24 protein-coding genes and 1 pseudogene are annotated in these 25,111 nt (G+C 71.2%); 17 read left to right on the plus strand and 8 right to left on the minus strand.

Translation table 11 applies throughout. The features are described from left to right. Positions 1-187 precede the first annotated feature (187 nt). The gene (locus tag NRF20_RS25760; RefSeq protein ID WP_266360634.1) at positions 188-625 is read left to right on the plus strand and encodes a GNAT family N-acetyltransferase; all 438 of its coding nucleotides are present in this window, start codon (positions 188-190) and stop codon (positions 623-625) included. A gap of 422 nt (positions 626-1,047) precedes the next feature. On the opposite strand, the gene NRF20_RS25765 is transcribed toward NRF20_RS25760, so the two are convergent. From NRF20_RS25765 to NRF20_RS25785, 5 genes are all read right to left on the minus strand, one after another. After that, positions 1,048-1,581 carry a GNAT family N-acetyltransferase gene (locus NRF20_RS25765; protein ID WP_413753347.1) on the minus strand — a complete coding sequence of 178 codons (534 nt, stop codon included), beginning with the start codon at positions 1,579-1,581 and terminating at the stop codon, positions 1,048-1,050. Positions 1,582-2,154: 573 nt separating this feature from the next. Further along, positions 2,155-3,315 (minus strand): hypothetical protein, encoded by a 1,161-nt coding sequence (locus NRF20_RS25770; RefSeq protein ID WP_398633559.1) that lies wholly within the window; start codon positions 3,313-3,315, stop codon positions 2,155-2,157. 284 nt (positions 3,316-3,599) lie between these two features. Next, positions 3,600-4,493 (minus strand): universal stress protein, encoded by an 894-nt coding sequence (locus NRF20_RS25775; RefSeq protein WP_398633558.1) that lies wholly within the window; start codon positions 4,491-4,493, stop codon positions 3,600-3,602. Positions 4,494-4,577: 84 nt separating this feature from the next. Next, positions 4,578-5,579, minus strand: coding sequence for an Acg family FMN-binding oxidoreductase (locus NRF20_RS25780; protein WP_413753348.1), 1,002 nt, complete (start codon positions 5,577-5,579; stop codon positions 4,578-4,580). A gap of 152 nt (positions 5,580-5,731) precedes the next feature. Further along, the gene (locus tag NRF20_RS25785; RefSeq protein ID WP_413753349.1) at positions 5,732-6,193 is read right to left on the minus strand and encodes a cyclic nucleotide-binding domain-containing protein; all 462 of its coding nucleotides are present in this window, start codon (positions 6,191-6,193) and stop codon (positions 5,732-5,734) included. A gap of 199 nt (positions 6,194-6,392) precedes the next feature. Here NRF20_RS25785 and NRF20_RS25790 point away from each other — a divergent pair, with 199 nt between their 5' ends. Further along, positions 6,393-7,154 (plus strand): HAD family hydrolase, encoded by a 762-nt coding sequence (locus NRF20_RS25790; protein WP_398633555.1) that lies wholly within the window; start codon positions 6,393-6,395, stop codon positions 7,152-7,154. Next, entirely contained in the window at positions 7,154-9,661 is a 2,508-nt protein-coding gene (locus NRF20_RS25795) for a glycoside hydrolase family 65 protein (protein WP_413753350.1), read from the plus strand. The genes NRF20_RS25790 and NRF20_RS25795 overlap by 1 nt, the downstream gene beginning before the upstream one ends. Before the next feature lie 154 nt (positions 9,662-9,815). Here NRF20_RS25795 and NRF20_RS25800 read toward each other — a convergent pair. Both NRF20_RS25800 and NRF20_RS25805 read right to left on the minus strand, forming a co-directional pair. Continuing rightward, positions 9,816-9,986 (minus strand): annotated as a pseudogene (locus NRF20_RS25800) (IS200/IS605 family accessory protein TnpB-related protein); the annotation flags it as partial. Positions 9,987-10,062: 76 nt separating this feature from the next. Then, a complete protein-coding gene (locus NRF20_RS25805; RefSeq protein ID WP_413753351.1) occupies positions 10,063-10,716 on the minus strand; it encodes a TetR/AcrR family transcriptional regulator in 654 nt (217 codons plus the stop codon). Between the two features lie 114 nt (positions 10,717-10,830). Between NRF20_RS25805 and NRF20_RS25810 the strand changes: the two genes are divergently transcribed. The 7 genes from NRF20_RS25810 to NRF20_RS25840 all read left to right on the plus strand — a co-directional run bounded on the left by NRF20_RS25810 (position 10,831) and on the right by NRF20_RS25840 (position 17,336). Beyond that, positions 10,831-11,391: an NAD(P)H-dependent oxidoreductase gene (locus tag NRF20_RS25810; RefSeq protein ID WP_398633547.1), complete on the plus strand. Its 561-nt coding sequence runs from the start codon at positions 10,831-10,833 to the stop codon at positions 11,389-11,391. 471 nt (positions 11,392-11,862) lie between these two features. After that, positions 11,863-12,360 (plus strand): SigE family RNA polymerase sigma factor, encoded by a 498-nt coding sequence (locus NRF20_RS25815; RefSeq protein WP_398633546.1) that lies wholly within the window; start codon positions 11,863-11,865, stop codon positions 12,358-12,360. Then, positions 12,353-12,730, plus strand: coding sequence for a hypothetical protein (locus NRF20_RS25820; RefSeq protein WP_398633545.1), 378 nt, complete (start codon positions 12,353-12,355; stop codon positions 12,728-12,730). The genes NRF20_RS25815 and NRF20_RS25820 overlap by 8 nt, the downstream gene beginning before the upstream one ends. A gap of 80 nt (positions 12,731-12,810) precedes the next feature. Continuing rightward, positions 12,811-14,073 (plus strand): mannosyltransferase family protein, encoded by a 1,263-nt coding sequence (locus tag NRF20_RS25825; protein WP_398633544.1) that lies wholly within the window; start codon positions 12,811-12,813, stop codon positions 14,071-14,073. Between the two features lie 229 nt (positions 14,074-14,302). Next, entirely contained in the window at positions 14,303-14,575 is a 273-nt protein-coding gene (locus NRF20_RS25830) for a hypothetical protein (protein ID WP_398633543.1), read from the plus strand. Next, positions 14,575-16,827, plus strand: a complete 2,253-nt coding sequence (locus tag NRF20_RS25835) for a heavy metal translocating P-type ATPase (RefSeq protein WP_398633542.1) — start codon at positions 14,575-14,577, stop codon at positions 16,825-16,827. Before NRF20_RS25830 ends, NRF20_RS25835 begins: the two co-directional genes overlap by 1 nt. Continuing rightward, complete coding sequence (locus NRF20_RS25840; protein ID WP_398633541.1) at positions 16,824-17,336, plus strand: copper chaperone PCu(A)C; 513 nt, start codon at positions 16,824-16,826, stop codon at positions 17,334-17,336. The genes NRF20_RS25835 and NRF20_RS25840 overlap by 4 nt, the downstream gene beginning before the upstream one ends. Positions 17,337-17,361: 25 nt before the next feature. On the opposite strand, the gene NRF20_RS25845 is transcribed toward NRF20_RS25840, so the two are convergent. Continuing rightward, positions 17,362-17,751: a hypothetical protein gene (locus NRF20_RS25845; RefSeq protein WP_413753352.1), complete on the minus strand. Its 390-nt coding sequence runs from the start codon at positions 17,749-17,751 to the stop codon at positions 17,362-17,364. A 51-nt stretch (positions 17,752-17,802) separates the two neighbouring features. Between NRF20_RS25845 and NRF20_RS25850 the strand changes: the two genes are divergently transcribed. The 7 genes from NRF20_RS25850 (at position 17,803) to NRF20_RS25880 (ending at position 25,109) form a co-directional block, all read left to right on the plus strand. After that, on the plus strand, positions 17,803-18,489 hold the full coding sequence (locus NRF20_RS25850) for a hypothetical protein (protein WP_398633539.1): 687 nt from the start codon (positions 17,803-17,805) through the stop codon (positions 18,487-18,489). Between the two features lie 181 nt (positions 18,490-18,670). After that, positions 18,671-19,288, plus strand: coding sequence for a sigma-70 family RNA polymerase sigma factor (locus NRF20_RS25855; protein WP_413753353.1), 618 nt, complete (start codon positions 18,671-18,673; stop codon positions 19,286-19,288). Between the two features lie 86 nt (positions 19,289-19,374). Further along, the gene (locus NRF20_RS25860; protein ID WP_413753354.1) at positions 19,375-20,334 is read left to right on the plus strand and encodes a GlxA family transcriptional regulator; all 960 of its coding nucleotides are present in this window, start codon (positions 19,375-19,377) and stop codon (positions 20,332-20,334) included. 155 nt (positions 20,335-20,489) lie between these two features. Further along, on the plus strand, positions 20,490-21,554 hold the full coding sequence (locus tag NRF20_RS25865) for an ABC transporter substrate-binding protein (RefSeq protein WP_398633537.1): 1,065 nt from the start codon (positions 20,490-20,492) through the stop codon (positions 21,552-21,554). Between the two features lie 2 nt (positions 21,555-21,556). Then, on the plus strand, positions 21,557-22,630 hold the full coding sequence (locus tag NRF20_RS25870) for a FecCD family ABC transporter permease (RefSeq protein WP_413753355.1): 1,074 nt from the start codon (positions 21,557-21,559) through the stop codon (positions 22,628-22,630). Beyond that, a complete protein-coding gene (locus NRF20_RS25875; protein WP_398633535.1) occupies positions 22,627-23,442 on the plus strand; it encodes an ABC transporter ATP-binding protein in 816 nt (271 codons plus the stop codon). Before NRF20_RS25870 ends, NRF20_RS25875 begins: the two co-directional genes overlap by 4 nt. A gap of 266 nt (positions 23,443-23,708) precedes the next feature. After that, entirely contained in the window at positions 23,709-25,109 is a 1,401-nt protein-coding gene (locus tag NRF20_RS25880; protein ID WP_398633534.1) for an MFS transporter, read from the plus strand. The last annotated feature ends 2 nt before the right edge of the window (positions 25,110-25,111 follow it).

Below are 25,111 nucleotides of genomic sequence, written 5' to 3' on the forward strand. Positions count from 1 at the left end.
GGGCTCCGGAGGGCGTGGCGGGGCCTGGCGGCTACGGCACGACGCGGTAGTGCGTGGCGATGCGCCCGCCCGCAATCGATCCAATGGTTTATGCGTGGCTGACCATTGGATCGATGGGTCAGGCGTCCGCGCAAGACGCGGGAGGGAGCGGATGGGCCCGGGCGGCACCGGCGCCTACAGTTCCCGCATGAAGATCCTCGACCTCGAACCCGGCGATGCCCGACTGGCCGCCGACCTGCTTCCCGTCCTGCGCGAACTCCGCCCGCACCTCACCGAGGACCTCTTCCGGGAGGTGTACGAGAAGGGGCACGCACAGGGGCTGCGGTTCAGCGCCGCCTACGACGACGAGGGCGCCTGCGTGGGCGCGGCCGGCTGGCGCATCGTCGACAACACCAGTCAGATCCGGATGCTGTACGTGGACGACCTGGTCACCGCCGAAGGCGCCCGTTCCACCGGCGTCGGCCGCCGGCTCCTCGGGCATCTCGAAGGGCGGGCCAGGGAGGCCGGCTGTCTGCACCTCAGCCTGGACTCGGGCACGCAGCGCACCGACGCCCACCGCTTCTATCTGCGGGAGCGGCTGAGCATCGTCGCGTTCAACTTCGACAAGGTCCTTGATCTGGACTGAGCTCAAGGGTCCGAGCCCGGGCCCGGCGTGGGCCTGAGCGTGGGCCGAGGTTCAGCGTCCCGCGTCCGGGGCGTCCGGGGTTCACAACTGCTGGTCCAGTAGCTTGTTCTGGCGAACATGGGCACGAGTGAGTGAACGGTGTTCCGGTCTGTGGGTGTGCCTGACTGGGTGTGTGTGACGTGTGTGGCGCGATCTGGGACGCCGGGTGTGGTGTCAGCAGTCGGGGCCCCCGTATCACCGGAGTGATGGTTCGGGGCCTCCCCGTCGCCTCTGGCCACCCCCACATGGCCAGGTCGTAGGGATTCCGCCCGCCCGGGACGGACCGCACACGGGATATGCGTCGCCGCCCAGGACGTGAAAGCGGAGGACCAGTGCGCCCAACACCGTTCGGGGCGTGCCGGTGAGACAGGACTCACTCCTGCTCACTGCCCAGGAACGGTGAGGTTCAACTGCCAGTCGTTCGTCAGCAGCACATTGCCGGGCGGGTACTCGAAGTCGCACGTGCCGATCAGGGTGAAGCCCGCCTTGCGGCACACCGCGTTCGACGCACCGTTGTCGACGGACGGATAGGCGTGCAGACAGCGGTGCCTGTGCTCGGCGCGGGCCTGTTCGGCGACGGCCGTCGTGGCGGTCGTCGCGATGCCCAGGCCCTGGTATCCGGGGAGGACGGCCCACCCCGTCTCGTACACCTCCCGGCCCTGCCAGGTCCGCTCCCAGAAACCGATCGTGCCCACTGCCTCGTCCCCGTCGGCCAGGGCGATGCGGAACATCCTGCCTCCGCCCGTCCGGTCCGCGCTCATCGCCACGTAGCGCTCGTGACGCGCTATGAGCTGCTCCTCCGTCTCGGGGCCGCCCAGATGGTCCATCAGCTCCGGTGCGTTGGCTCGGCGGAGCAGCTCCAGGTCGCCTTCCGACCAGGGCTCGATCCGTACGGATGACGAAGCGGTGCGTGCCATGCCAAAACTGTAGGACGCGGCACTGACAGCCGGATGGGGCTTGGGCGCGATGGCGCCGATGGCCCGGGAGGCGAAGGTGTTCGGCTAGCCCCGTCCCGTACCGGACGGGGCTGGCCCCTTCGAGCAGGTGCCGGCGCTGACCGGCCGGGATCCGGGCCGGCGGCCTCCCGGCGCGTGACGCCGGGGGCCGGAGGGTGCGTGTCCGGCGAACCCGGGCTGTCGTAGAGGCCGCCCAGCCTCGCGTGGGCGCCGTCGACGATGTCCTCGGCGTCCACCAGCATCGCGCGCTCGGCCAGCCGCGCCGCCTGATGCGTGTACGGGGACGGCGGCGCGGGGTGCCGACGCCGCCACCAGCTCTCGCACGCCGCGTAGATACCGCCGGCGAAGACCGGCACGGGGATGGACAGGACCAGCAGAGTGTCGTCCATGACAGGCCTCCTCACGGCGTGGAACAACCTGGATGTCTTCTGCATCGGCAGGATCGGCAGGTCAGCTGAAGATCATTCTTCGGCCAATGAATGGCCGAATGCGGGTGATTGGGGACGGGGCCCCGGGCCGATGCCCCGGCCCGGCCTACCGGCTCCACACATGCACGGCGTCGCCCGCCTCCGACACCGTGTACCAGGTGCCGTCGCCGAGGGCTGTGACTCCGCCCGATATCGGGAAGGGGTACGTGATCTGCGCGGTCACCCGCATCTGCGCCGCGTCCGTGCTCACCAGCCAGTGGCGTTCCTCGCCGTACTCCTCGTCCCTCTCCGACGTACCGGCGATGACGGTCTCCTCGTCGAGGAAGCCGCACTCGTAGTCCCAGAGCGTCTCGTCGGCGTCCCTGTCGTCGGGATCGGCCTCGGGGTGGCGGGGAATGGCGTTCTCGGTGTCGAGTTCGGACAGTACGGAACCGTCGTCGACCCGGTGCACGCCGAGTGTCTCCTCGTAATGAGTCACGGTCAGAAAGCGCTCGCCCGAAGGGCTCACCGCCATCAGGACCCGCTCGTCGTCGCAGAACCGCTCGACGGAGAGCTTCTCGCCGTCCCACCGGCCCCACAGCATCGGCACCCCGTCCTGGCCCTCGCCGACGCTCAGCCCCATCCGGGAGGGGTCCGGGTGCGGGACGTGATCCGAGCCCGCGGCGACGGTCTCCGCGTCCGCCCGGCCGAGCACCCGTCCGTCGGCGGCGTCGATGACCAGCCACTCGTCCAGCGCCTCCGGGTCGGGTCCGGCCGCCGCGACGGGGCCGCGGATGTGGGCCCACACCAGTGCCCCGTCCGCCGAGAACACGGCCGAGCCGCTGTCCGCGTACAGATGCGAACGGTCGGTCGCGTACTCCTCGTACGACGTGTGGAGCGTGCGGCAGCCGCCGTCCCAGCAGCCGTGCCGGACCTCCCAGCGCACCGCGCCCGTCGGGTCCACCGCGCGCAGCGCGTGCACCCCGGCGAAGACCGCGAGATCACCGCTCGGCGCCACCGTGCAGGTACCGAAGCGGCGGGGCCAGGGCGCGGGGAAACGGACCGCCGGGGCGCCCTCGGTGTCCGGGTCGACGGCGACCAACTCGGTGTCGCTGCGCTGGAGGAGCAGGCGCCGGCCGGGGGCGGGCTGCTCGTCGCCGGATACGGGCCGTATGTCCTCCTGATGCGCGGGCCACCGCAGGAGGTGCGGGGCGTCCGCAGCGTCCTGCTTGCGGTGCAGTGGTGCGGCGAGTGTGGTGACAAGACGTGCGGCGGCAGCGTTGGCCATGGGTAGGCCCTCCCCCTCGTACATGAGTACATCGACTCGTACATGAGTGCATCGGTACGAGGAGAACCGTACGGCCGGGGACCGACAGTTGCTCGCGCCCATGGGGTCCTTCGCGCGCCCCGAACCCACGCCGTGGAGCACCGTGCCGGCGTACGAGCCCTGGCCGGCTTCGACGCACGTCCCTCAGTTGCTTCGACTGCTTCGATCGGCATCGGTGTCCCCGCTGCCGGCTCCGGCGGCTGCCGACCGCAGCGCTCCCCGACCGGCGTGAGGTCCGGTACGTCTCAGGATCGGGACGAAAGGTACGCATCGGGGACGACGGCGACCGGGCAGGGCGCGTAGTGCAGCATCGCGTGGTTCACCGGGCCCAGATGGAATCCGTGCCATCCGCCGGTCCGCCGGGCACCGACGACCAGCAGTTCGGCACCTGCGGCGGCCTCGATCAGTTTTTGGTGCGCCGGTCCCTGCACCACCGACCTGTGGATGGTGACGTCGCAGGAACCGGTCCGGTCCAGCGCCGCCAGTACCTCTTCGAGGTGCTCCTCGGCCTGTTGGTGGTGTGCGGAGGCCGGGGAGCCCGCGAGGAGCGGATGGCGCATGGCCTCGTGGGCGGGGGAGCGCCAGGCCCGTACGGCGATCAGCTCGCCGTGGCGCGACGCCGCCTGGTCGAGTGCGAAGGCGGCGGCTGCCGAGGGTCCTGCGGCGCTGCCGATCCCGACGACTACGCGGCCGGGCTTCGGCGGGGTGCTCGGCGCCGTTGCCTGGACCACCACGACCGGGCAGTGGGACCGGCCCGCGAGCGCGAGGCTGACGGACCCCAGGAGCATCCCGGCGATCCGGCCCCGGCCGCGGGAGCCGAGGACGACCCGGGCTGCCTCGTGACTCTCCCTGACAAGCGTGGCCACCGGGTCCTCGGGCTCCACGGACGTCACCACGCGCACCTCGGGTCCGAGCCGTTGCGCGCGTTCCTGGGCGTCGGCGACAAGACGCTCCGCGAGGACCTGTTCGGTGGGACGCTCGGTGTCGGAGGGGGAGTGCGTGCCTTCGTAGCGCTCCCACAGCGACGCGTGGACGATACGCAGAGGGCGCCCCGATCGTGCCGCTTCCGCCGCTGCCCAGTCCAGGGCGCGGAGGCTGCCCTCCGATCCGTCCACTCCGACGACTACGGGGAGCTGCATCGCCCCCACCGCCTTCCGTGCTCGGTTCACCTCGGGCTCGGGCGAATTGCTCGGGCGCGTGTCCGGGCGTGAGCCCGTATGTTCCTACGGTTCGATCGTCAGCACCTGGTCCAAGGGGCGGCGTGGCGTGCGCGGTCCCGTGGGCCCGTATCCCAGGCGGACGATCATCTGTGCGTGCCCCGTGCCGAAGACCGGGTCGCGCAGGAGCCACCGCAGGTCCGGCCATTCGATGGGCTGGGTCGCGAACGAGGTGGACACATGGTGGAGCGTGGCGGTGAGCAGTACGCGCTCCAGCGCCTGTCCCGCGCTCAGCCAGTCCATGGGGTGATCACCCGGGGTGCTCAGCAGGGCCAGTTGCGGCCGCGTCTCGAACCGGACGCGTGCCCGGCCCGGGAGGAAGCCGGTTCCCGCGAAATCGCGGGTGGTCGCTCGTTCGGAGGCGTCGCGGGGTCCGAAGGCGTAGTCCGGGATTCCGTCGACGGGCGCCTCGGTCTTCGTGTCCCGGGTCCAGTGTTCCTGCTCCGCCTCCCGTGCCGGATCCCCGCGGTTGTACCCCTCGGCGTCCCGGATCAGTTCGAGCACGGTCTGCAGATGCGGCGGGGCCAGGAACGCGAAGTCCGCGCCCTCGATACGGGCCGCGTCGGCGAACTGCGCGCGGATGTCCTCGGGGATCGCCTGCTCGTCGAACGGATAGCGGCTGGTGTGCCGGTCCCGGATCGCAGGGTGGAGAGCGGCGAGCGCTTCATCCGCGGGTTCCCGTGGAGCGTCGGGGCGGATGCCGAGACGGACGGTGGCCAGTAGGGCAGGGGCCGATGGTTCGGGCAGCAGCGCGGTGACCGCATCCAGGCCGTGGTGGGCGGCGGACACCCGCAGGTTCAGCAGAGCCGCGCCGCAGCCCACGTGCAGTGCACGGGTGGCGGGGTCGGCCTCCGGCATCGCGCGGTCGAGGTCCGCCATGAGGGCGAGGGTCCGGCCGGCGCGTGTGTAGCGGAACTGCCAGGGCTGGGCGTTGTGCATGGACGGGGCGGCGGTGGCATCGGCGACGAGGCCGGCCAGCGTTGCGTCGTCGAGAGTCTGGCTGAGCATCGGAACTCCCGGAGATCGGGAACGGTCGATGGTCTCTTCAGCATGGACCAGATGCCGACCGGGTGGTATGGGCCTTTCGTCCCTCGGTGACGCCGCGGAGGGTCCCGCCGCGAAGGGCCCCGCGCCCGGACGGTCCCACGCCTCGGAACGTTTCAGTCCGCAAGGGACGCGCCCCGGGGACCGTACAGCTGCAGCAGTCTTTTCCGTGTTCCGTACAGGCGCTCCGCCACCGTCTCGGCGACGTACTTGTACACCGCCCGGCCCAGCTTCGCATCGGCCTCGCACAACGAACGGACGGCAGTGGCATCGAATTCCACGGCCTGGCCCGCCCGGCTCACGTGCGCACCCATGTGCCACACGTGCGGGGTGAACAGCCAGGACCAGCCCAGCAGATCGTCCTGGCCCAGCGTCTCGATGACCGCCGCACGACGGCCGGGCACACGGATGTCGACCTCGACCTGTCCGGAGCGGATGATCCAGAAGTGGTCGGCCCGTCTGCCTTCTTCGAAGAGGCGTTCATCGAGGGCCAGAGGTACTTCGCGGGCCGCCTCGTCGAGCAGGCGTGTCCGGCCCTCGGGCGGGATCGCGTCGAGCAGACTCCTGGTCGTTGACATGGAAACCTCCGTCCGTGGCGGGTCCCTGGAGGGCTGCGGCGGCGGCCGCGCGTGCCCGGCCGCGACTGCCTGTTGTGAACGATATGCGCGGTTCCGGGGGGACGCTCGGTCGCGATGCCGTACGGAGTCCACGACGCGCCCGTGCGCCGGAACCGTGGTGCCATGAAGAGGAGCCCCTGACGAAGGGACCGCCCCGGTCATGGCAGCCGCACCGTCCCTGGCACCGTGCCTGCGCTCCGTGCGGGCCGTGGTCTTCGACACCGACGGAGTGATCACCGACTCCGCCCGGAGACACGCCGCAGCCTGGAAGAAGGCGTTCGACGCCTGTCTGTCGGCCTTCGAGGGGCAGCGGCCGTTCGACGCCGCCGACGACTATCTGCGCCACGTCGACGGCCGGTCGCGGAAGGACGGTGCGGCGGCCTTCCTGGCATCGAGGGGACTGGACCTTCCCGAAGGCAGCCCCGACGACCCACCGGGAACCGCGACGGTGTGGGCGATCGCCGCCCGCAAGGACGAGCTGTTCACGCAGAGCCTGCGGACCGACCCGGTCGACGTCTGGCCCGGCACGGTCCGTCTCCTCGGCGTGCTGCGCGGCGAGCGGGTGCCCTGTGCCGCCGTCTCCGCGTCCCGGCACGCGACGGAACTGCTGGCGCGGGCCGGCCTCATCGACCGGTTCGACGCCGTGGTCGACGGAAACGAGGCGCGCCGGCTGCGGCTGCCCGGGAAACCGGACCCCTCGCTCTTCGTCGAAGCGGCGAGGCGTCTGCGGACCCCGGTCCGGGACACCGCCGTGGTGGAGGACGCGCTGGCCGGGGTCGAGGCCGGGCGACGCGGCGGCTTCGGACTCGTGGTCGGCGTGGACCGTACGGGCACCCCCGCCGGCGCCGCCGAGCTGCGCCGCCACGGTGCCGACATCGTGGTGCCCGACCCGGGGGACCTGCTGACGGCCGGGGACGACTGATGGCGCGGGCCTGGACCTGGTCGTACGAGGGGTACGACCCGCAGGAGGAACGGCTGCGCGAGGCGCTGTGCACGCTCGGCAACGGATACTTCGCCACTCGCGGAGCCGCATCCGAGACGTCCGAGGGCCGGTCGCACTACCCCGGCACCTATGCGGCGGGCTGCTACAACCGGCTGACCTCCTCGGTCCGGGGCCGCCAGGTGGAGAACGAGGACCTGGTCAACCTGCCGAACTGGCTGCCGCTGCGCTACCGCATCCACCCCGCCGGCACCACCCCGGGACCGTGGCTCTCCCCGGATCACGAGCACCTCGTGGAACACCGCCAGTCACTCGATCTGCGCGGGGGCACGCTGACCCGCCGGTCCGTCTACGAGGACGGGGCGGGCCGGCGGCTGCATGTGGAGCAGTGCCGCCTGGTGCACATGGGCGATCCGCATCTCGCCGCACTGCACACGGTGTTCCGGGCGGAGGGATGGGCGGGCGCGATCGAGGTGGAGACGGGGATCGACGGCGACGTCCGCAACTCCGGCGTCGCGCGGTACCGGGATCTGTCGAACCGGCACCTGACCGGCTGGGTGACCGCGACGGAGGAGGACGGTGCGGTGTCGCTGAGGTGCCGCACGGTGGAGTCGGACATCGCTATCGCGCTGGCGGCCCGCACACTGGCCGGGTGCGGCGGCGAAGGGAAGGAACAGCGGGTCGGCCCGAGTTCCCGGCACACGGCGAAGGCGGTCTTCCAACGGCTGATGTTCCCGCTGAGCCCGGACTCCGACACCGTTGTCGACAAGACGGTGGCGCTGTACACCTCGCGCGACCGCGCGATCGGCAGCCCTCTGCGGGCAGCCGTGGCCGAGGTTCGAAGAGCCCCGGACTTCTCGCATCTGCTCGCCTCGCACCAGCGGGCCTGGGCCGATCTGTGGCAGCAGGTCCGGCTGGAGGTCCCGGGCGAAGCGGGCCGCATTCTCCGGCTGCACCTCTTCCACGTACTGCAGACGCTCTCCCCCCACACCGCCGGACTCGATGTGGGGGTACCGGCGAGAGGACTGCACGGCGAGGCGTACCGGGGTCATGTCTTCTGGGACGAGCTGTTCGTACTGCCGTTCCTGAATCTGCATCTCCCGGAAGTCTCCCGAGGACTTCTCGACTACCGCCACAGGCGGCTGCCCGCAGCCTGCCGAGCGGCGAGCGAGGTGGGCAGGGCCGGGGCGATGTACCCCTGGCAGAGCGCCGACAACGGACGTGAGGAGACCCAGGAACTCCATCTCAACCCGTGCTCGGGGCGCTGGCTGCCCGACCGCTCCCGGCTGCAGCATCATGTCGGCTCGGCCGTCGCGTACAACGTCTGGCAGTACTGCCAGGCCACCGGGGACACGGAGTACCTGCACTCCAAGGGCGCGGAAATGCTGCTGCAGATCGCCAGGTTCTGGGCGGACAGCGCCGAATGGGACGCGTCCCTGGCCCGGTACCGCATCCGCGGTGTCGTCGGACCGGACGAGTACCACGACGCCTATCCGGGAACCGAGGCGGCAGGCCTCGACGACAACGCGTACACGAACGTGACAGCGGCCTGGGTTCTGTCACGTTCGACGGAGCTGTACCGCGCCCTGTCCGAGACACGACGCCGGCAGCTCTTCGACCGGATCCGGCTCGATCACGATGAACCGGAACGGTGGGAGGACATCTCCCACCGGCTGCATGTGCCGTATCACCGGGGTGTCATCAGCCAGTTCGCCGGTTACGGGGAGCTGGCCGAGCTCGACTGGGAGGGGTACCGGAAGCGGTACGGGAACATCCGGCGGCTGGACCGGATCCTGGAGGCCGAGGGCGACACAGTCAACCGCTACCAGGCGTCCAAACAGGCCGATGTGCTGATGCTCGGCTACCTCTTCTCGCCGGAGGAACTCGCCGGCCTCTTCCGGCAGCTCGGGCATGTGCTGGACGACGACACCTGGCGCGCCACCGTCGACTACTACCTCGCCCGTACGAGCCACGGCTCCACGCTCAGCTCCCTGGTCCATGCCTGGGTGCTGGCGCGCGCACACCGCGAGACGGCGTGGAAGTACTGCGAGGAGGCGCTGACCGGGGACGTGACCGACATCCAGGGCGGCACCACCGAGGAAGGCATCCATCTGGGGGCGATGGCGGGCACCCTCGACTTCGTGCAGCGCGGGATGACGGGGCTGGAGACCCGCGACGACGCACTGTGGCTCGCGCCGGCCACGCTGCCCCAGCTCTCGAAACTCGGGGTACGCATCAGATTCCGCCGGCACTGGGACGTGGACCTGCGCATCCGTGCCCAGCGCCTACGGATCGCCGTACCGGACTCGCACTACCCGGCCGTCCGGGTCGTCCTCGGAGGCCATACCCATGTGATCACACCCGGTACGGCCCGATGGCTCGATCTGCCCCCGGCCGGGCACGGCGCCACCCCGCCCGGCCACGGAAGCCCTGCCTCGTCCACCCACGGAAGCCCTTCCTCGCCCGGCCGAGGAACAGGGGGATCGTGAAGGAAGAAGGCGGCGCGGCCCGGCCGCGCTGCGGGTGATCAACGGATGGAACCCGCCGCCCCATGTCATGCACGGCATCGGCCGTCCCCGCGGTCAGTGAGGGAGCGTCATCTCGAAGGATGTGTGCCCGGGACGGCTGTCGACCTCGATGGTGCCGCCGTGCGCGGTGACCACGGCGTGGACTCTCGCGGGTCTTCTCGGTCGTGAAGTCGAGGTCTTCGATGGCGATCGCGGCGACACCGGCCTGCTTGGCCCAGTTGATGAGGCGGGTCAGTGCGTGGCGGATCTGGGCGTCGCGGTGAGCGGTGGTGCCGGAGAGGTCGTGCAAACCGGCAGCAGCTCGCAACCCCCGGCTTCGGCCGGCGTGTGTGCCTTGACGCGTGCCTCGCTGCGCCCGTCGGCTACCGGGCCGCCCCGAGCCGCGTGACCAGGTGGTGCCAGCCCTCCTCCAGGCGCTCCAGCGGAATTCCTCGCTCCTCGGTGAGGTGGTGGACCAGGGCGGTGTCGATGGACCCGAGCAGGGTGTGTGCGAGCAGTTCCGGGTCGCCGGCCACGTCCGCCCGACGCAGCAGCATCGTGATGTGACTGAGCCGCAGATGACGGGCCGGGACGGCGTAGTTGCGCAGCGGGTCCGTCCGGCTGGCCAGGATCAGGGGGTGTTGATCGCGTTCGTGGCGCAGGACGGCGGGCCCGAAGGCGTGCAGACGTTCCGCCGCGGGGGCGCCGGGGCCCAGGGGCGGCGGACCCGAGAGGAAGGCGGCCTGGAGCTGCTCCTCGCGATGGTCCAGGAGCGCGAGCAGGAGTCCGGCGCGGTCGCCGAAGCGCCGGAAGACGGTGCCTTTGCCCACCCCTGCGGCGGCGGCCACCGATTCCATGGTCAGGTTCGTCGCTCCGCACCCGGTCAGAAGCCGGGAAGCGGCGTCCAGCAGGCGTGTGCGATTGCGCGCCGCGTCCGCCCGTAGCTGCGGCGGTTCACCGGTCGGGGCGAGCGGGAGACTCGTCCGCGCCTCGCCGGGGTCGGGCGGCCTGAGCGGCGGGGGAACGTGACCGGTCATGGGCTCAGAGTAGCGCCCGGAAGTCATAAGTGGACCGCAGTCCGGTTAAGTGGTACAACTTTCAACGGACCGTGGTCCGCTTGTTCCGCCGATTCCGCCTTCCGGGAGTTCTCCATGTCTGTACGCATCCTCGCGCTCGTCGGCAGCCTCCGCGCCGGCTCGCACAACCGTCAGCTCGCCGAAGCCGCCGCCAAGCACGCCCCCGCGGGTGTCGACATCGAGCTGTACGAGGGCCTGGCCGACGTGCCCTTCTACAACGAGGACGTCGACGTCGAGGGAAGCGTCCCGGCCGCTGCCGCCCGACTGCGCGAGGTGGCGGGCCGGGCCGACGCGTTCCTGCTGTTCTCGCCCGAGTACAACGGCACCATGCCGGCCGTCCTGAAGAACGTCATCGACTGGCTGTCCCGCCCGTACGGTGCCGGCGCCATCTCCGGCAAGCCGGTCGCCGTGGTCGGCACCGCCTTCGGCCAGTACGGCGGCGTATGGGCGCAGGACGACGCCCGCAAGTCCGCCGGGATCGCGGGCGGTGTGGTCCTGGAGGACGTCAAGCTGTCCATCCCGGGCTCCGTGACGCGCTTCGCCGACACGCACCCCGCCGACGACGCCGAGGTCGTCACCGCGCTCACCGAGGTCATCCGGCAGGTGACCGCGCAGGCCACTTCCACGGCTGTCTGACCCCCTCGCGCGTGCCTCGTCGGGGCGCCCGCGAAGGCCGGCCGCGCCGGTCGGGGCGTCACCGTCGCCGCCGTGTGGACCGACAGCGAGGCGGAAGCGCTGGACTCCCCTGGCTCACCAAAGGGCCGTCGCAACACGCGACGGCCCTTTGGTGTGTGCCTGGCGTGGAGGGGGCTTCCAGGGCCTCGGATCCATGGTGGCAGTCCCTCGGAAACCCGTCGCGCAACGCGCGCGAGTCCCGGGGGACTTCTGTATGCGCTCACCTGTGGAAACGGGGCGGGGCCCGGGGTCTTCTCGGAACGCTCACAGGCGATCATTTGTGAGAGCGGGCTGACCGAACCGCAATCCGATGCCCCGGACCGTCGGGCCTGTGTGATGACCGTCACGCTGATCATTTCGGTTTCGATGTCGTCCGGATGCGGGGTGCCGGGCGTATGCCCGGTGAGACCGAGGAGATCCAGGAGCTGATTGTTGACCGTCGAGGAGTTCGAAGAGTTCTATGCGCAGACGGCCGCCCGGCTGACGGGGCAGTTGTTTGTGATGCTCGGCGACCAGCACGAGGCGCAGGACGTGGTGCAGGAAGCTTTCGTCAAGGGCTGGAGCCGACGGCGTCAGCTCGACCGTGACGGGCAGCCCGAAGCGTGGATCCGCACGGTCGCCTGGCGGCTGGCGGTGAGCCGGTGGCGCGGGCGGCGCCGTACGGCGGATGCCTGGCAGCGCAGTGGTGCCCCGCCCCATATGGAGGCTCCTGGCCCGGAGTCGGTGGCCCTGGTGGAAGTGCTGCGGGATCTGCCGTCCAAGCAGCGCCGCACGCTGGCCCTGCACTACGTATGCGATCTGACTGTCGAGCAGATCGCCGCGGAGACCGGTCTGGCGGCCAGCACCGTCAAGACGCATCTGGCCCGGGGCCGGGCCACGCTCTCGCACCGTCTGCAGGATCCGCGTACCGAGGAGGGGCCCCGTGTCTGAATCCCGAGATCCGCTGCGGTCCCTGTTCAAGGAGGCTGCCGCCACCGGCCAGTTGCGCGCCCGTTCCGCTCCGCTCTCATTCATCACCGAGCGCGCGGCGCAAGTGCGCAGGCGCCGGATCCTTGCGCTGGCTGTCGGAGTCTGCCTGGTCTTCTCCGGCACGGGGGCGGCCGTGGCCGCACTTCTGCCCGACAGCGCCGGCACCACCGTCCCGGCCACCACCCCTTCCACCCCCCGGCCCTCTCCTGTGTCCTCCCTGCCCTCCTCGCCCCGCACCAGCCTGCCGCCGATGAGCAGCCCGTCCCCCGGCCAGAGCGCATCGGGGACGCCGACCGGCCCCAGCCGGAGTGAGAGCAGCCCACCCCACTGACCGCCCGCCTCCCGCGCCCCGCGGGTGACGCCTGCCCGGGGCTGTTCGGCACGCGCACATTCGACGCAGGAGATCCTGTTGTGAGCCTTTCGTCCCCCCATCGGCAGCGTGAGCGTCTGCCCGCCCGGACCAGGACCGTTCCCGGCCCGCCCTGCGATACGCCGTCACCGAGCACGACATCCTCCGGCCGGCTGTTCCCGCGGCGGCTGTTCCTCCGGCTCAAGCCCGCCGACCGCGAGGTGCTGTGGCTGTACCTGCTGACCCGCGCGGGCATCTGGATCATTGCCTACTGCACCCGCTGGCTGTTCGCCGACGACCGCCAGACCCACCACGCCGCCTCGTTCTTCTCACCGTGGCAGCGGTGGGACTGGTGGCACTACCTGCACATAGCCCAGGACGGCTACTTCCCGGGCCAGTCCGGCCCCTGGACATCCGGCTGGGACAACAGGGAAGCCTTCTTCCCCGGCTTCCCCCTCGTGCTGCGGGCCGTCCACACCGTCATCCCGAGCTGGCCCGCGGCCGGTGCGCTGATCTCCCTCGTTGCCGGAGGCGTCGCCGTACTGGCCCTGGCCCGGATCGCCCGGCTGCACCTGCCGCAAGAGAACGCGGGGCAGCGCGCGGTCCTGTTCTTCCTGCTCTCCCCGTGCGCGGTCTTCCTGGCCGCCGGCTACACCGAAGCGCTCTTCCTCGCCCTGGCGCTGCCGGCCTGGCTGGCCGCCCAGCGCCTCAACTGGCCGCTCGCAGCCGCCCTGACGTGCCTGGCCACCACCGTCCGTGTCAGCGGCCTCTTCCTCGCCGCGGCTCTCGCGGTCCACTTCCTGATCACCGCCCGCACCCCCGCCCACTGGCGACGGCTTCCCTGGCTGACCCTGCCCGCCCTCCCGCCGTTTCTCTACAGCTGGTACCTGCACACGCACACCGGCGACTGGATGGCCTGGAAACACGCCGAGGAACGCGGCTGGTACCGCGACTTCCACGCCCCCTGGGAAGCCTGGCAGAACACCTGGCACGCCGCCTTCGGGCACTCACAGAGCACCGGGTACGCCCTGATGAGCCAGGCGGAACTCCTCACCATGCTGGTCGGCATCGGCCTGTGCGGCCTGCTGCTCCGACGGCGGCGCTGGCCGGAAGCCGTGTACATCGGCCTCAGCCTGTGGGCCCTGGGCACTTCCTACTGGTACACCTCCATCCCCCGCGCGACCCTCCTGTGGTGGCCCCTGTGGACCGGCCTCGCTGCCTGGAGCCTGCGAAACGCCCGCGTCAAGACCGCCTACCTCGTCATCGCAGCACCCCTGATGACCGTCTTCGCCGTCACCTTCCTCTCCGGACGATGGGCCGGCTGACCCACTGCTGCTTTCGATGCCGTTCGGCCGTACGCCGCGATGGCCGTGCATGGCGGCAGCACCCCCGCCGGCAGGACACCGGTCCGTTCGGTGCGCACACGAACGCGGAGTGGCATGTGACGCGCCCCACATGGTGTTCCCGGGAACCTCCCTCCAGCCTCGTCCGACTCCTGGAACAGCGCGGCTCGAATCGGCCGACGCCGTGCCACGTGACCTGGAGACGCGGTTGATGGACGAGTCCCGGCAATCCTCTTCCGGCGCGGGTGCGGTGCTGCACAGGTTCGCGCCCCCGCCCGCGCTCTGCGGCTTCCTCCTGCTGCTGGCGCTGATGTTCACGGTGTCGTACGCCGTCGGGGCGGTCGCCGGTCCGGTGGCGCCCGGCATGCACGGCACCGGAACGAGCACCGGCGGAGGGCGGGGAGACGGCGGCGGGGGCGGCGGCGCGGACACGGACGACATGGACATGGGCGGCACGGGCGGCATGCACGGGGGAGGCCACTGATGGGCGCGGAATCCGTGACCGCTCCGGTGACGACCGACCTGACCGTGGGCGGCATGACCTGTGCGGCCTGTGTGAAGCGCGTCGAGAAGAAGCTCGGCAGGCTGGACGGCGTCACGGCGACGGTCAATCTCGCCACCGGGCGCGCCCGGGTGAGCCATCCGGCGGAGATCAGCGTTCAGGAACTCGTCGAGACCGTGGAGAAGGCCGGCTACACGGCCGCGCTCCCCCAGCCGCCCAAGAGGCGACAGGGCGAGGACGGTGACGAGTCCGAGGACGTCAAGCAGGAGCGCGACCGGCTGCTGATCACCGCGTTGCTCGCGCTGCCGGTGCTCGTGCTGTCGATGGTGACCGGTCTGCAGTTCCGTAACTGGCAGTGGCTGTGCTTCGTTCTCGCCGCGCCCGTCGCCGTGTGGGGCGCCTGGCCCTTCCATGTGCGTGCGGTCCGGGGGTTGCGGCACTCGGCGGCCACCATGGACACCCTGGTCTCGCTCGGCGTGGCCGCCTCCTTCTCCTGGTCGGCGTACGCGCTGTTCCTCGGCGGGGCCGGCGATCCCGGCATGCGGATGCCGTTCAGCCTCGTGCCCTCCGCTGCGGAGGGCGTCGCGCACATCTACCTCGAAGCGGCCGTCGGCGTACCGCTGTTCGTGCTGGCGGGCCGGTCTCTGGAGGCACGGGCCCGGCGTGGGACCGGGGCGGCGCTGCGGTCGCTCGCCGGGCTCGCCGCCAAGGAAGTCTCCGTACGGGAGAGCGGCCACGAACGACGCATCGCCATTGAGGAGTTGGACGTCGGGCAGGTCTTCGTCGTGCGTCCCGGGGAGCGGGTCGCCACCGACGGGCAGGTGGCCGAGGGCAGTTCAGCGGTCGACCTGTCCCTTGTCACCGGGGAGAGCGAACCCGTCGAGGTCGGGCCGGGCTCGGCCGTGGTCGGTGGGGCCGTGAATGCCGGCGGGCTGCTGCTCGTGCGGGCCACCGCGGTCGGCGCGGACACGCAGCTGGCCCGGATCACCCGGCTGGTGACCGAGGCGCAGGCGGGCAAGGCGCGGGCGCAGCGGCTGGCCGACTCGGTGGCCGGTGTCTTCGTGCCCGTCGTGCTGGCGCTGGCCGTCACGACGCTCGGGTTCTGGCTGGGCGCAGGGGCCGATCCGCAGGCGGCGATCACCGCGTGCGTGGCTGTCCTGGTCGTGGCCTGTCCGTGCGCGCTCGGCCTGGCGACCCCGACCGCACTGATGGCCGCGACCGGGCGCGGGGCCCAACTGGGCGTGCTCGTCACCGGTCCGCAGGCCCTGGAGGGACTCCAGCACCTCGACGCCGTGGTCCTCGACAAGACCGGCACGCTCACCTCCGGTCACATGAACGTCGCCCGGGCCACCGCCGTGTCGGACGGGCCCGGTCGTGATGTCGTACTGCGGCTGGCGGGAGCCGTCGAGCAGGGCTCGGAACACCCGTTGGGCCGGGCCATCACCGCGTATGCCCGGCGGGAGTCGGACGAGCAGCTGCCTGATGTGGGCGAGTTCCGTGCGCTGCCAGGGCGAGGCGTGCGCGGCCGGGTCGAGGGGCGGCTGGTCGAAGTCCTCGCCCCGGACGACGAGTTGCCCGCCGCGCTCGTCGACGCGATGGCGGTCGCCGAAGCCGCCGCACACACGCCCGTGATCGTCCGCGTGGACGGCGTGACGGAGGCCCTGATCGAGGTCGGAGACGTCGTACGGCCCGGAAGCTACCGCGCGGTCGACCGGCTGCGGCGTCTTGGCGTACGCCCCGTGCTGGCCACTGGCGACCGGGAGGCACCTGCCCAGGCCGTCGCGAAAGCCCTGCGCATCGACGAGGTGCACGCCCGCTGCACCCCGGTGGACAAGGCCGGCCTCGTACGGGATCTCCAGGAGAAGGGCTACCGGGTCGCGGTCATCGGCGACGGCGTGAACGACGCCGCAGCCCTGGCCGGTGCCGACCTCGGCATCGCCATGGGCAGCGGCACGGACGTGGCGATCGGGGCCGCCGACGTCACGCTCGTACGCGGTGACATCGAGGCGCTCGCGGACGCGGTCCGTCTCGCCCGGCGCACACTGGGCACGATCCGCGCCAACCTGGTCTGGGCGTTCGGCTACAACGCCGTCACCGTCCCGCTGGCCATGGTCGGCCTGCTGAATCCGATGCTCGCAGGGGCGGCGATGTCGGCCAGCTCGGTGCTGGTGGTCGCCAACAGCCTGCGGTTGCGTGCCTGGCAGCCCTCGCCCGCCCGGAGGCGTACCCGATGAACGGACAGAACCTCTGGCGGCCCACCCGCCGCCGGCTCATCGACAGCCTGCGCGCTGCCATCGCGCCCATCGCCGCGTTCAGCCTCGCCCTCGGGGGACTGACGACCTGGGCCACGTCCGGGAAGGCGGGCAGCCCGGCCCGCATCGCCGTCACGTCCGGGCGGGTCTTCCTGCCGTATGGCGACAGCACGCAGACCGCGGCCTTCTTCGACATCACCAACACCGGCGGCGCCGACGACCGACTGGTCGGGGTGACGTCCTCCGGGACCGGAGGCGAGATCGAGCTCAGCCGCCACCGCATGACAGGAAGCGGAGCCGCCTACCGGGAAAGCATGGCCTCGGCCACTGTCCGCGCGGGCAGTGAGCTCTCCATGTCACCCCAGGGGCCGGCCGTCACGCTGCGGCCCAAGGAGGGGTGGCGGGCGGGCAGCCTCGTCTCGTTCACACTCAACTTCGAGCGCAGCGGGGCGATCAAGACCCTCGCAGTCGTGGTCCGCCCGAGCGGCTGAGCCTCCTGAATATCAGGCCGGTCGGTCAGCTACCGAGGACCACCAGCACCTCCCGGCACGCATCGGCGGCCCGGCCGGTCGCGTCGGCGCAGAGGCGGCAACGCGCGCGTTGCCGGGCGTGCTGCTCGCACAGGTCGTGGCTGCGTCGGCAGGCGATCAGGCATGCCTGCGCCTGGGCGGTGAGGAGTGCTGGGTCGGGGCTGTTGCCTCGGGTGAGGACGCGGCGGGTGGCGGCGGTGACGTCGGCGCAGTCCTGGCCCAGTGGGGAGGCGTGCGGACGGCCTGGACCGGAGCGTGTGCGGGCTCCGGCCGCAGACCTTGTCAGCGAGAGAAGTCGGATGGGGATGCCGGCCAGTTCCAGCGCGCTGAAGTGGCTTGGATCACATCCGGTCGGTTGAGTGCTGGGGCGGGGCAATATCCCTACCCACACATGACGAGCGATGCCCGGATGCGAGGATGAGGCGCTATGAGTGCTGGGTGGTGTTCTCGCACGATACGGGCCGCGGTGTTCGCGGCCGTATGCGTGCTGCTTGCCGCCCTGGGGCACGTCATGATGTCCGGCTCCTACGTGCCCGCGTGGGCACTGGCCGCCGGTGTTGCCGTGACCGGTGCCGTCGGCTGGTGCCTGGCGGGTCGTGAGCGCGGGCTGCCGATGGTCGTGGCCGTCGTGGTCGCCGCTCAGACGGCGCTGCACTGGGCGTTTTCACTGGCCCAGTCGGCATCCGGGGGCAGTGCCTCCATGGACATGAGCGACATGGGGTCCATGCACATGAGCATGGACATGGGGTCGATGCAGATGGACTCCATGGACATGACCCACATGGACATGGGCCACATGGATCACATGACCCACATGGGGCACTCCATGGACGGCGGCGGCTCGTCGTCGTTCGGGATGCTCGCCGCCCACCTCCTCGCCGCGCTCCTGACCGGCTTGTGGCTGGCGTGTGGGGAGAAGGCCGCCTTCCGCATCCTGCGGGCCGTGGCCGGATGGCTGGCGGCACCACTTCGGCTGCTGCTTGCCCTGCCGGCCGCCCCGGGTGGCCCTCGCGTCCGCCTTGCGTGCCCTCGCTCCAACCGGGCACCGAGCCTTCTCCTTCTCGCCTACGCGATCTCTTCTCGGGGTCCTCCTGTGGGGACGGTTGTCGTCTAAAGACAACTGGTTTCCCGAGGCTGCCCGTGCGCACCTCGGGCCTCGGCCGTACGCCCGCACAGACGCCGTAGCGTCATCACGCCGTCGCGCCTGCGAGTTGTAGGGCCGTCTCCCCACTCACCGGACCGCTCGCGCCCTCGCGCGCCCCAGTCCGGATCACGGATTCCGAGAAGGACGCCACGTGATCACCTCTGCCCTGCTTGATTCGCATAGCAAAACGGATAAAACGGCATCAGTCGACGAATCGATAACCGCGTGGGCGCTGGCCGCCCGAGGCGGTGACGCGGACGCCGTCGAGCAGTTCGTGCGCGCCCTGCAGCGCGACGTTCAGCGTTTCGTCGCCCACCTGTGCGGCGACCCGCAGGCTGTCGACGACCTCGCCCAGGACACGTTCCTGCGCGCGCTCGGCAGTCTGCACCGGTTCGAGGGCCGTTCCTCGGCGCGTGCGTGGCTGCTGTCCATCGCCCGCCGGGCCGTCATCGACAGCTACCGGTACGCCGCCGCCCGGCCCCGGCTGTCCGACGCACCGGACTGGCAGCTGGCCGTCGAACTGGCCCAGCCCCAGGATCTGCCGGGCTTCGACGACGGCATCGCGCTTCTGGACCTGCTGGCCGCTCTGCCCGAAGAACGTCGGGAGGCGTTCATCCTCACTCAGCTGGTCGGTCTCCCCTACGCGGAGGCGGCCGAGGTCAGCGACTGCCCGGTCGGCACGGTCCGCTCCCGCGTGGCCCGCGCCCGGGCGACCCTGATGGATCTGCTGGACGAGGCGGAGGAGCCCGCCGCGCTGGCGGCGGCCTGAGCCCAACCCGTACGAGGGTGTCGGCGCCGGCAAGAAGCAGCCGGAACCGGCACCCTCGGCAGCACCTGATCCAGAAGCGAGGGCCGATGACACATTCACATGCGGGCGGACAGCGGCACGTCGTGGTGATCCCACTCTTCGACGGGGTCCGGAGCCTGACCTTCTCAGGCCCCGCGGACGTCCTCGCCGGCGCGAGCAGGGAGGACTTCCGGTACGACGTCCTGACGGCTTCGCACGGTGGCGTACCTGTCCGGTCCTCCAACGGGCTCGTGTTTCTGCCGGACACCTCTCTCGCGGACGTGGCCGACGTCGACACGGTGATCCTGCCGGGGGCGGACGGCATCCCGCTGGTCGGTCCGGAGGCCGCCGCCGCGATCAACGGCCTGGTGACCCGGGCGCGGCGCTTGGTTTCGGTGTGCACGGGTGCCTTCCTCCTCGCCGGGACCGGGCTCCTCGACGGGCGTACGGTGGCCACGCACTGGCAGTACGCCGATGAACTGGCCCGTCGGCACCCGGAGGTAAAGGCCGACGCACGCGACTTTGTGCTCCGCGACGGGCCCGTCACCACGGCCGGCGGAGTCGCCTCCGGCATCGAGCTGGGGCTCGCGTTGGTGGAGCAGGACCTGGGCCGGGAGACCGCTCAGCGCCTCGCCCGCCACCTCGTCACCTACCTCAGCAGGCCGGGAGGGCAGGCCCAGTTCGCCGAGCTGCGGGCGCGCGAGGCGCGGAGCCCGGCGTTGCGCGAGGTGCAGCGGCTGGTCCTCGATTTCCCGGAGGGCGATCTGACCCTGCGGACCCTGTCCCAACACGCGGGCCTCTCCGAGCGGCGCCTCTCCCAGCTGTTCCGCGAGCAGGTCGGCATGTCGGTCAAGGAGTTCGTGGAGCAGGTCCGGGTGGCGTTCGCGTCCCGGCTGCTGACCGAGACGGCCGACAGTCAGGAGGCGATAGCGCGGCAGGCCGGCTTCGGTACGGAGGCCACACTGCGCCACGCCTTCCTGCGGGTGCTGCGTGTCTCGCCGCGCGAGTACCGCGAGCGGTTCACCTGATAACCGGAGGATTCCCCGACGGAGTCCTTCAGGGAGGGGAGCAGTCAACTGAGTCCGATCTCCAACCGGACGGGAACTCATAGGACGTTCGCCCCGACTACTGGACCGGGTGACGGAGGTTCGCCCGCGTGCCGAGTGAATCCGGGAGTTGTTCGATGCGTTCTCGTGTGTGGGGCGGTACGGCGGCCGTCGTACTGGGCGGCCTGCTGGCAGCCGGCTGCGGCGGCGGGGAGAAGGACACGGCGGACGAGAGTGCCGGGAAGGCCGTCTCCGGCGACTACCCCGTCTCCGTCACCGACTGCATGGGCGCCAAAACCACCTTCTCCAGCGCCCCGAAAAAGATCGTCACCAGCAATGCATCCAGCCTGGAGCTGCTGCTCCGTCTCGGCGCCGGTGACGAGGTGATCGGCACCGGCTTCCCGCCGGGCAAGGGGACCCTGCCCGACGACCTGGACGCGCAGGCGCAGAAGGTGAAGGTGCTCAGCGACACCGTCATCCCGAAGGAGAAGCTGCTCGGCTCCGGCGCCGACCTCTACATCGACACCTTCGCCAACATGAACATGGGCGGCGGGATGGGGGACGCGCCGACGGGGGAGGAGTTCAAGGCCGCCGGGATCAGGCACATCTACCTCAAGTCCACCGCCTGCGCCGCGACGAGCAAGAGCGCCGTGACCGACCTGTCGGCGGTCGAGGCCGACATCACCTCCCTCGGCGCGGTCACCGGCACCAGCGCCAAGGCCAAGGAACTCGTCGCAGGGATGAAGGAGAAGACGGACGCCGTCCAGCAGGCGGTCGGCGGTACGGCGCAGAGCGCGCGGCCCACGTACTTCTTCTTCGACTACGACACCGGCACCAAGCAGCCCACCGTCACCTGCAACCGCCAGGTCGCCAACGCGGTCATCACCCTGGCCGGCGCCCGCAACGTCTTCGCCGACTGCGACGGCGACTACAAGCAGGTCGGCTGGGAGGACGTCATCGCCAAGAACCCGGACTGGATCCAGCTCGGGGTCCGCAACCGGGGCAGCGAGGCGGCGAACGACAAGGCGTTCGACGAGGCCGAGAAGTGGCTGAAGTCCAACGCGGCCACCAAGGGGCTGAAGGCGGTCAAGGAGGGCCATTTCCTGCGCATCGGCTCCGAGCAGACCACCATCGCGGGCGTCGAGAACGCCGACACCGTGGAGATGATCGCCAAGACGCTCTACCCGGGCAAGGTCGGCTGACCGTGGCCTTCACGCTGGTGCGCCGGAAGGCCGCCACGGTAGAGGCGCGTGCCGGTCTGCCCGCCGGACCGCTGGCGGCCGTCCTGGGTGTGGCACTCCTGGCCGCGCTGACGGCTGCCGTGGCCTGGGGCTCGACGTCCATCCCGCCCGGCGAGGTGTGGAGCGTGGCGTGGCGTCGGCTGTCCGGAGAGACACCGCGCCCCGGCACGGACGACCTCATCGTGTGGCAACTCCGGGTGCCCCGTGCCCTGTTGGCCGCGCTCGTCGGTGCAGGACTCGGGCTGGTCGGTACGGCGGTGCAGGCGCTGGTGCGCAACCCACTGGCCGACCCCTACCTGCTGGGCATCTCCAACGGTGCCTCCCTCGGGGCGGTCGCCGCGATCGTGCTCGGCCTGGGGGCGGGTGGGGCGCTGGGGCTGGGCCTGTCCGGTGCCGCCTTTGCGGGCGCACTGGCCACCTTCGCGCTGGTGTGGGCGGTCGCCCGCCGCGGTGGGGGCTTCGCCCCGCTCCGGCTGGTCCTGGCCGGGGTGGCGATCGGGCAGTTCTTGTCCGGCTTCACCAGCTACTTGGTGCTCCGGGCCGGGGACGAGCAGCAGACCCGCAGCGTGCTGTTCTGGCTCATGGGCAGCCTGAGCGGGGCGAACTGGGAGCTGCTCGCGGTGCCCGCGGTCGCGGTTGTGACCGCCGGGTTCTGGCTCCAGGCCCGCGCCCGCGGCCTGAACGCCCTGCTGATGGGCGACGAGACGGCGGCCGGCGTCGGGATCGATGTGACGCGGTTGCGCCGCGAACTGTTCACGGTGACCAGCGTGCTGACCGGTGTCCTGGTCGCGGTCTCGGGCGCGATCGCCTTCGTCGCGCTGATGGTGCCGCATGTCTGCCGCCTGGTCATCGGCGGCGACCACCGCCGCCTGCTGCCCATCTCGGCACTGTTCGGTGCCCTGCTGCTGGTCGTGGTCGACATCGTCTGCCGTACGGCAATGGACACGCAGGAGCTGCCGGTCGGCGTGGTCACCTCGCTCATCGGGGCTCCGACCCTGCTGTATCTGCTGGACCGGCGTCTGAGGAGCGGCAGTTGAGGATCGACATCGAGGACCTGCACGTCGCCTACGCCGGCCGCACGGTCGTCTCCGGCGCCCACCTGATCGCGGCCGAGGGCGAGATCGCGGGCCTGGTCGGGCCCAACGGCAGCGGCAAGTCCACGCTCCTGCGCACGGTCTACCGGCATCTGAAGCCGGCGGCCGGGCGGGTGCTGCTGGACGGGACCGACATCCGGGAGATGACCCCGGCCCGGTCGGCCCGCCACGTGGCCGCTCTCCCGCAGGAGCGGGGCAGCGATTTCGAGCTGACCGTGCGCGAGGTCGTCGCCATGGGCCGTACGCCCTACAAGCGGGCCTTCGCAGGGGAGGACGCCACCGACCGTGACGTTGTCGCCCGCGCCCTCACCGACGTCGGCATGGACGGGTACGCCGGACGCCGCTTCACGGACCTGTCCGGTGGCGAGCGCCAACGCGTTCTGCTGGCACGGGCGTTCGCGCAGGACCCCGACGTCCTGGTCCTGGACGAACCCACCAACCACCTCGACGTCCGCCACCAGATCGAGTTGCTCGCCCTGCTGCGCACCCAGCGCCGTACGACACTCGTGTCGCTGCACGACCTCAACGCCGCCGCCTCCGTGTGCGACCGGCTGCACGTGCTGCACGCCGGAGCCGTGCTGGCTTCCGGTCCGCCCCGCGAAGTCCTCACGCCCGCTCTGATGGCAGAGGTGTTCGGGGTGCGGGCGGCAGTGGTCGACCACCCCCTGACCGGGGACCCGCTGATCGCCTTCGACCACCGGACACCGGCCCCGGCGGGGCCGCCCGTGGCCGCGGAGACTCACGCGGGCGGATGACGAAGAGGCCGGGCGGGGTGGCTACGTGTCCTGCCCGGCCTCTTCGCGTACTCCGAGCCTGTCGGGTGACCTCTGATCGGGCGGCCACGGCGGCGACCACGATCTCGCTCACTGGACCAGTAGTTGTGAACCCCGCCGCCAACGCAGGTGACTTCCCTCGCCCGCCGCGTTTTTGGACAGGATCGGGAACTCATCCCGGCATCCCTCCGACTTGTGGGACGAGGCTGCCGACCGGCAGCCCACCCGCGACGGTGAGGGGCGGATGGATGACGCATCATGATTCCGGCTCGGAACAGCCCGGTCACATATCTCTCGGCGAGGATCGCTGGCTGCTGGTGGCTGTGGCGGGCCTGCTGTCGTTCGTGGCGATGCTCGACATGAACATCGTCAATGTGGCCCTCGCCGACATCGCCGACGGGCTGCACGTGTCCGCCGCGACCGCCCAGTGGGCCGTGTTGGGCTACCAACTCCCCGTTGTCGCGTTGCTGTTGCCCGTCGGTCGATGGCTGGACGGCGTCGGGATGCGTTCCGCCGTGCTTGTCTCCATCGCCGGCTTCGGTCTGTCCAGCGCACTGGCTGCGGCCGCGCCCTGGGCGGCCTGGCTGATCGCAGCCCGGCTCGTGCAGGGTGTGTTCGGGGCAGCCCTCTTCGTTCTGATGCCCGTACTCGCCATGCGCTCGGTGCGCCCCCAGCTACGGGGGCGGGCGATGAGCGTGCCGGCGACCCTGGGCCCACTGGGTGCGGTGACCGGACCGGCCGTCGGCGGCCTGCTCCTCGACCACTTCGGCTGGCATGCCGTCTTCCTCGTCAAGCTCCCCTTCTGCCTGCTCGCCCTGCTCGTGGCATGGGTGGCGATGCCGCGCGACGCTCGTCTGCGGCGGCCGGACCGCCGTTCGCTGGCGGATGCCCTGCTGGTGGCCACCGGTGTGGCGGTGCTCCTGCTCACGCTCACCCTGGCCTCGGACGATCCATGGTGGCTGCTGCTCGTGTTCGCCGCGATCCCGCCGCTGTGGTGGTGGCTGCGCGGCCCAGGCGGGCGTCCGGTGACGGGCGTGCTGGGTGCCTCGGGGCTGTTTCGGGCGCACGGGGCGGTGCTGGCGCTGGCGGCCGGCTTCGCCGCGATGCATTACGTCGTCGCTCTGCACCTCCAGCGCGACGACGGAGTCAGTGCCACCACGACCGGTCTGATCGTCCTCGCCTTCCCACTCGGCATGGGGCTGGCCGGACCGCTCGGCGGGCGTCTGGCCGACCGCTACGGTGCGCGACCGGTCGCGGTGACCGGCGCCGCGCTCACCGCCGCCGGGTTGCTCCTGCTCGTCCCGCTGGACGCCGGCTGGTCACCGTGGCAGGTGGCCTGGCGGCTGGCGCTGGCCGGCGTCGGCATGGGCCTGAACGGGGGCCCCACCCAAGCCCTGGTCATGAGTACGGCCCCGCCGGACCGTATCGCCACCGTCGGCTCCACGGTTCAACTCGCTCGCAGCCTCGGCTTCACCCTCGGCCCCGCCCTGGCCACAGCCGTCTGGGGCCTCACCGGTTCCGCCAACGGCGTGCACGCCGGCCTCGCCCTGGCCGCCGCCGCCGCCGCTCTCGCCGTACCTCTCATCGCACTGCCCGGCCGGCCACCCGCCCCCGTGCCCGAGCAGACCACCGACGCCGCCCACACCTGACC

This window comes from Streptomyces sp. R-74717 (assembly GCF_047305335.1).
Classification (GTDB): Bacteria; Actinomycetota; Actinomycetes; order Streptomycetales; family Streptomycetaceae; genus Streptomyces; species Streptomyces atratus.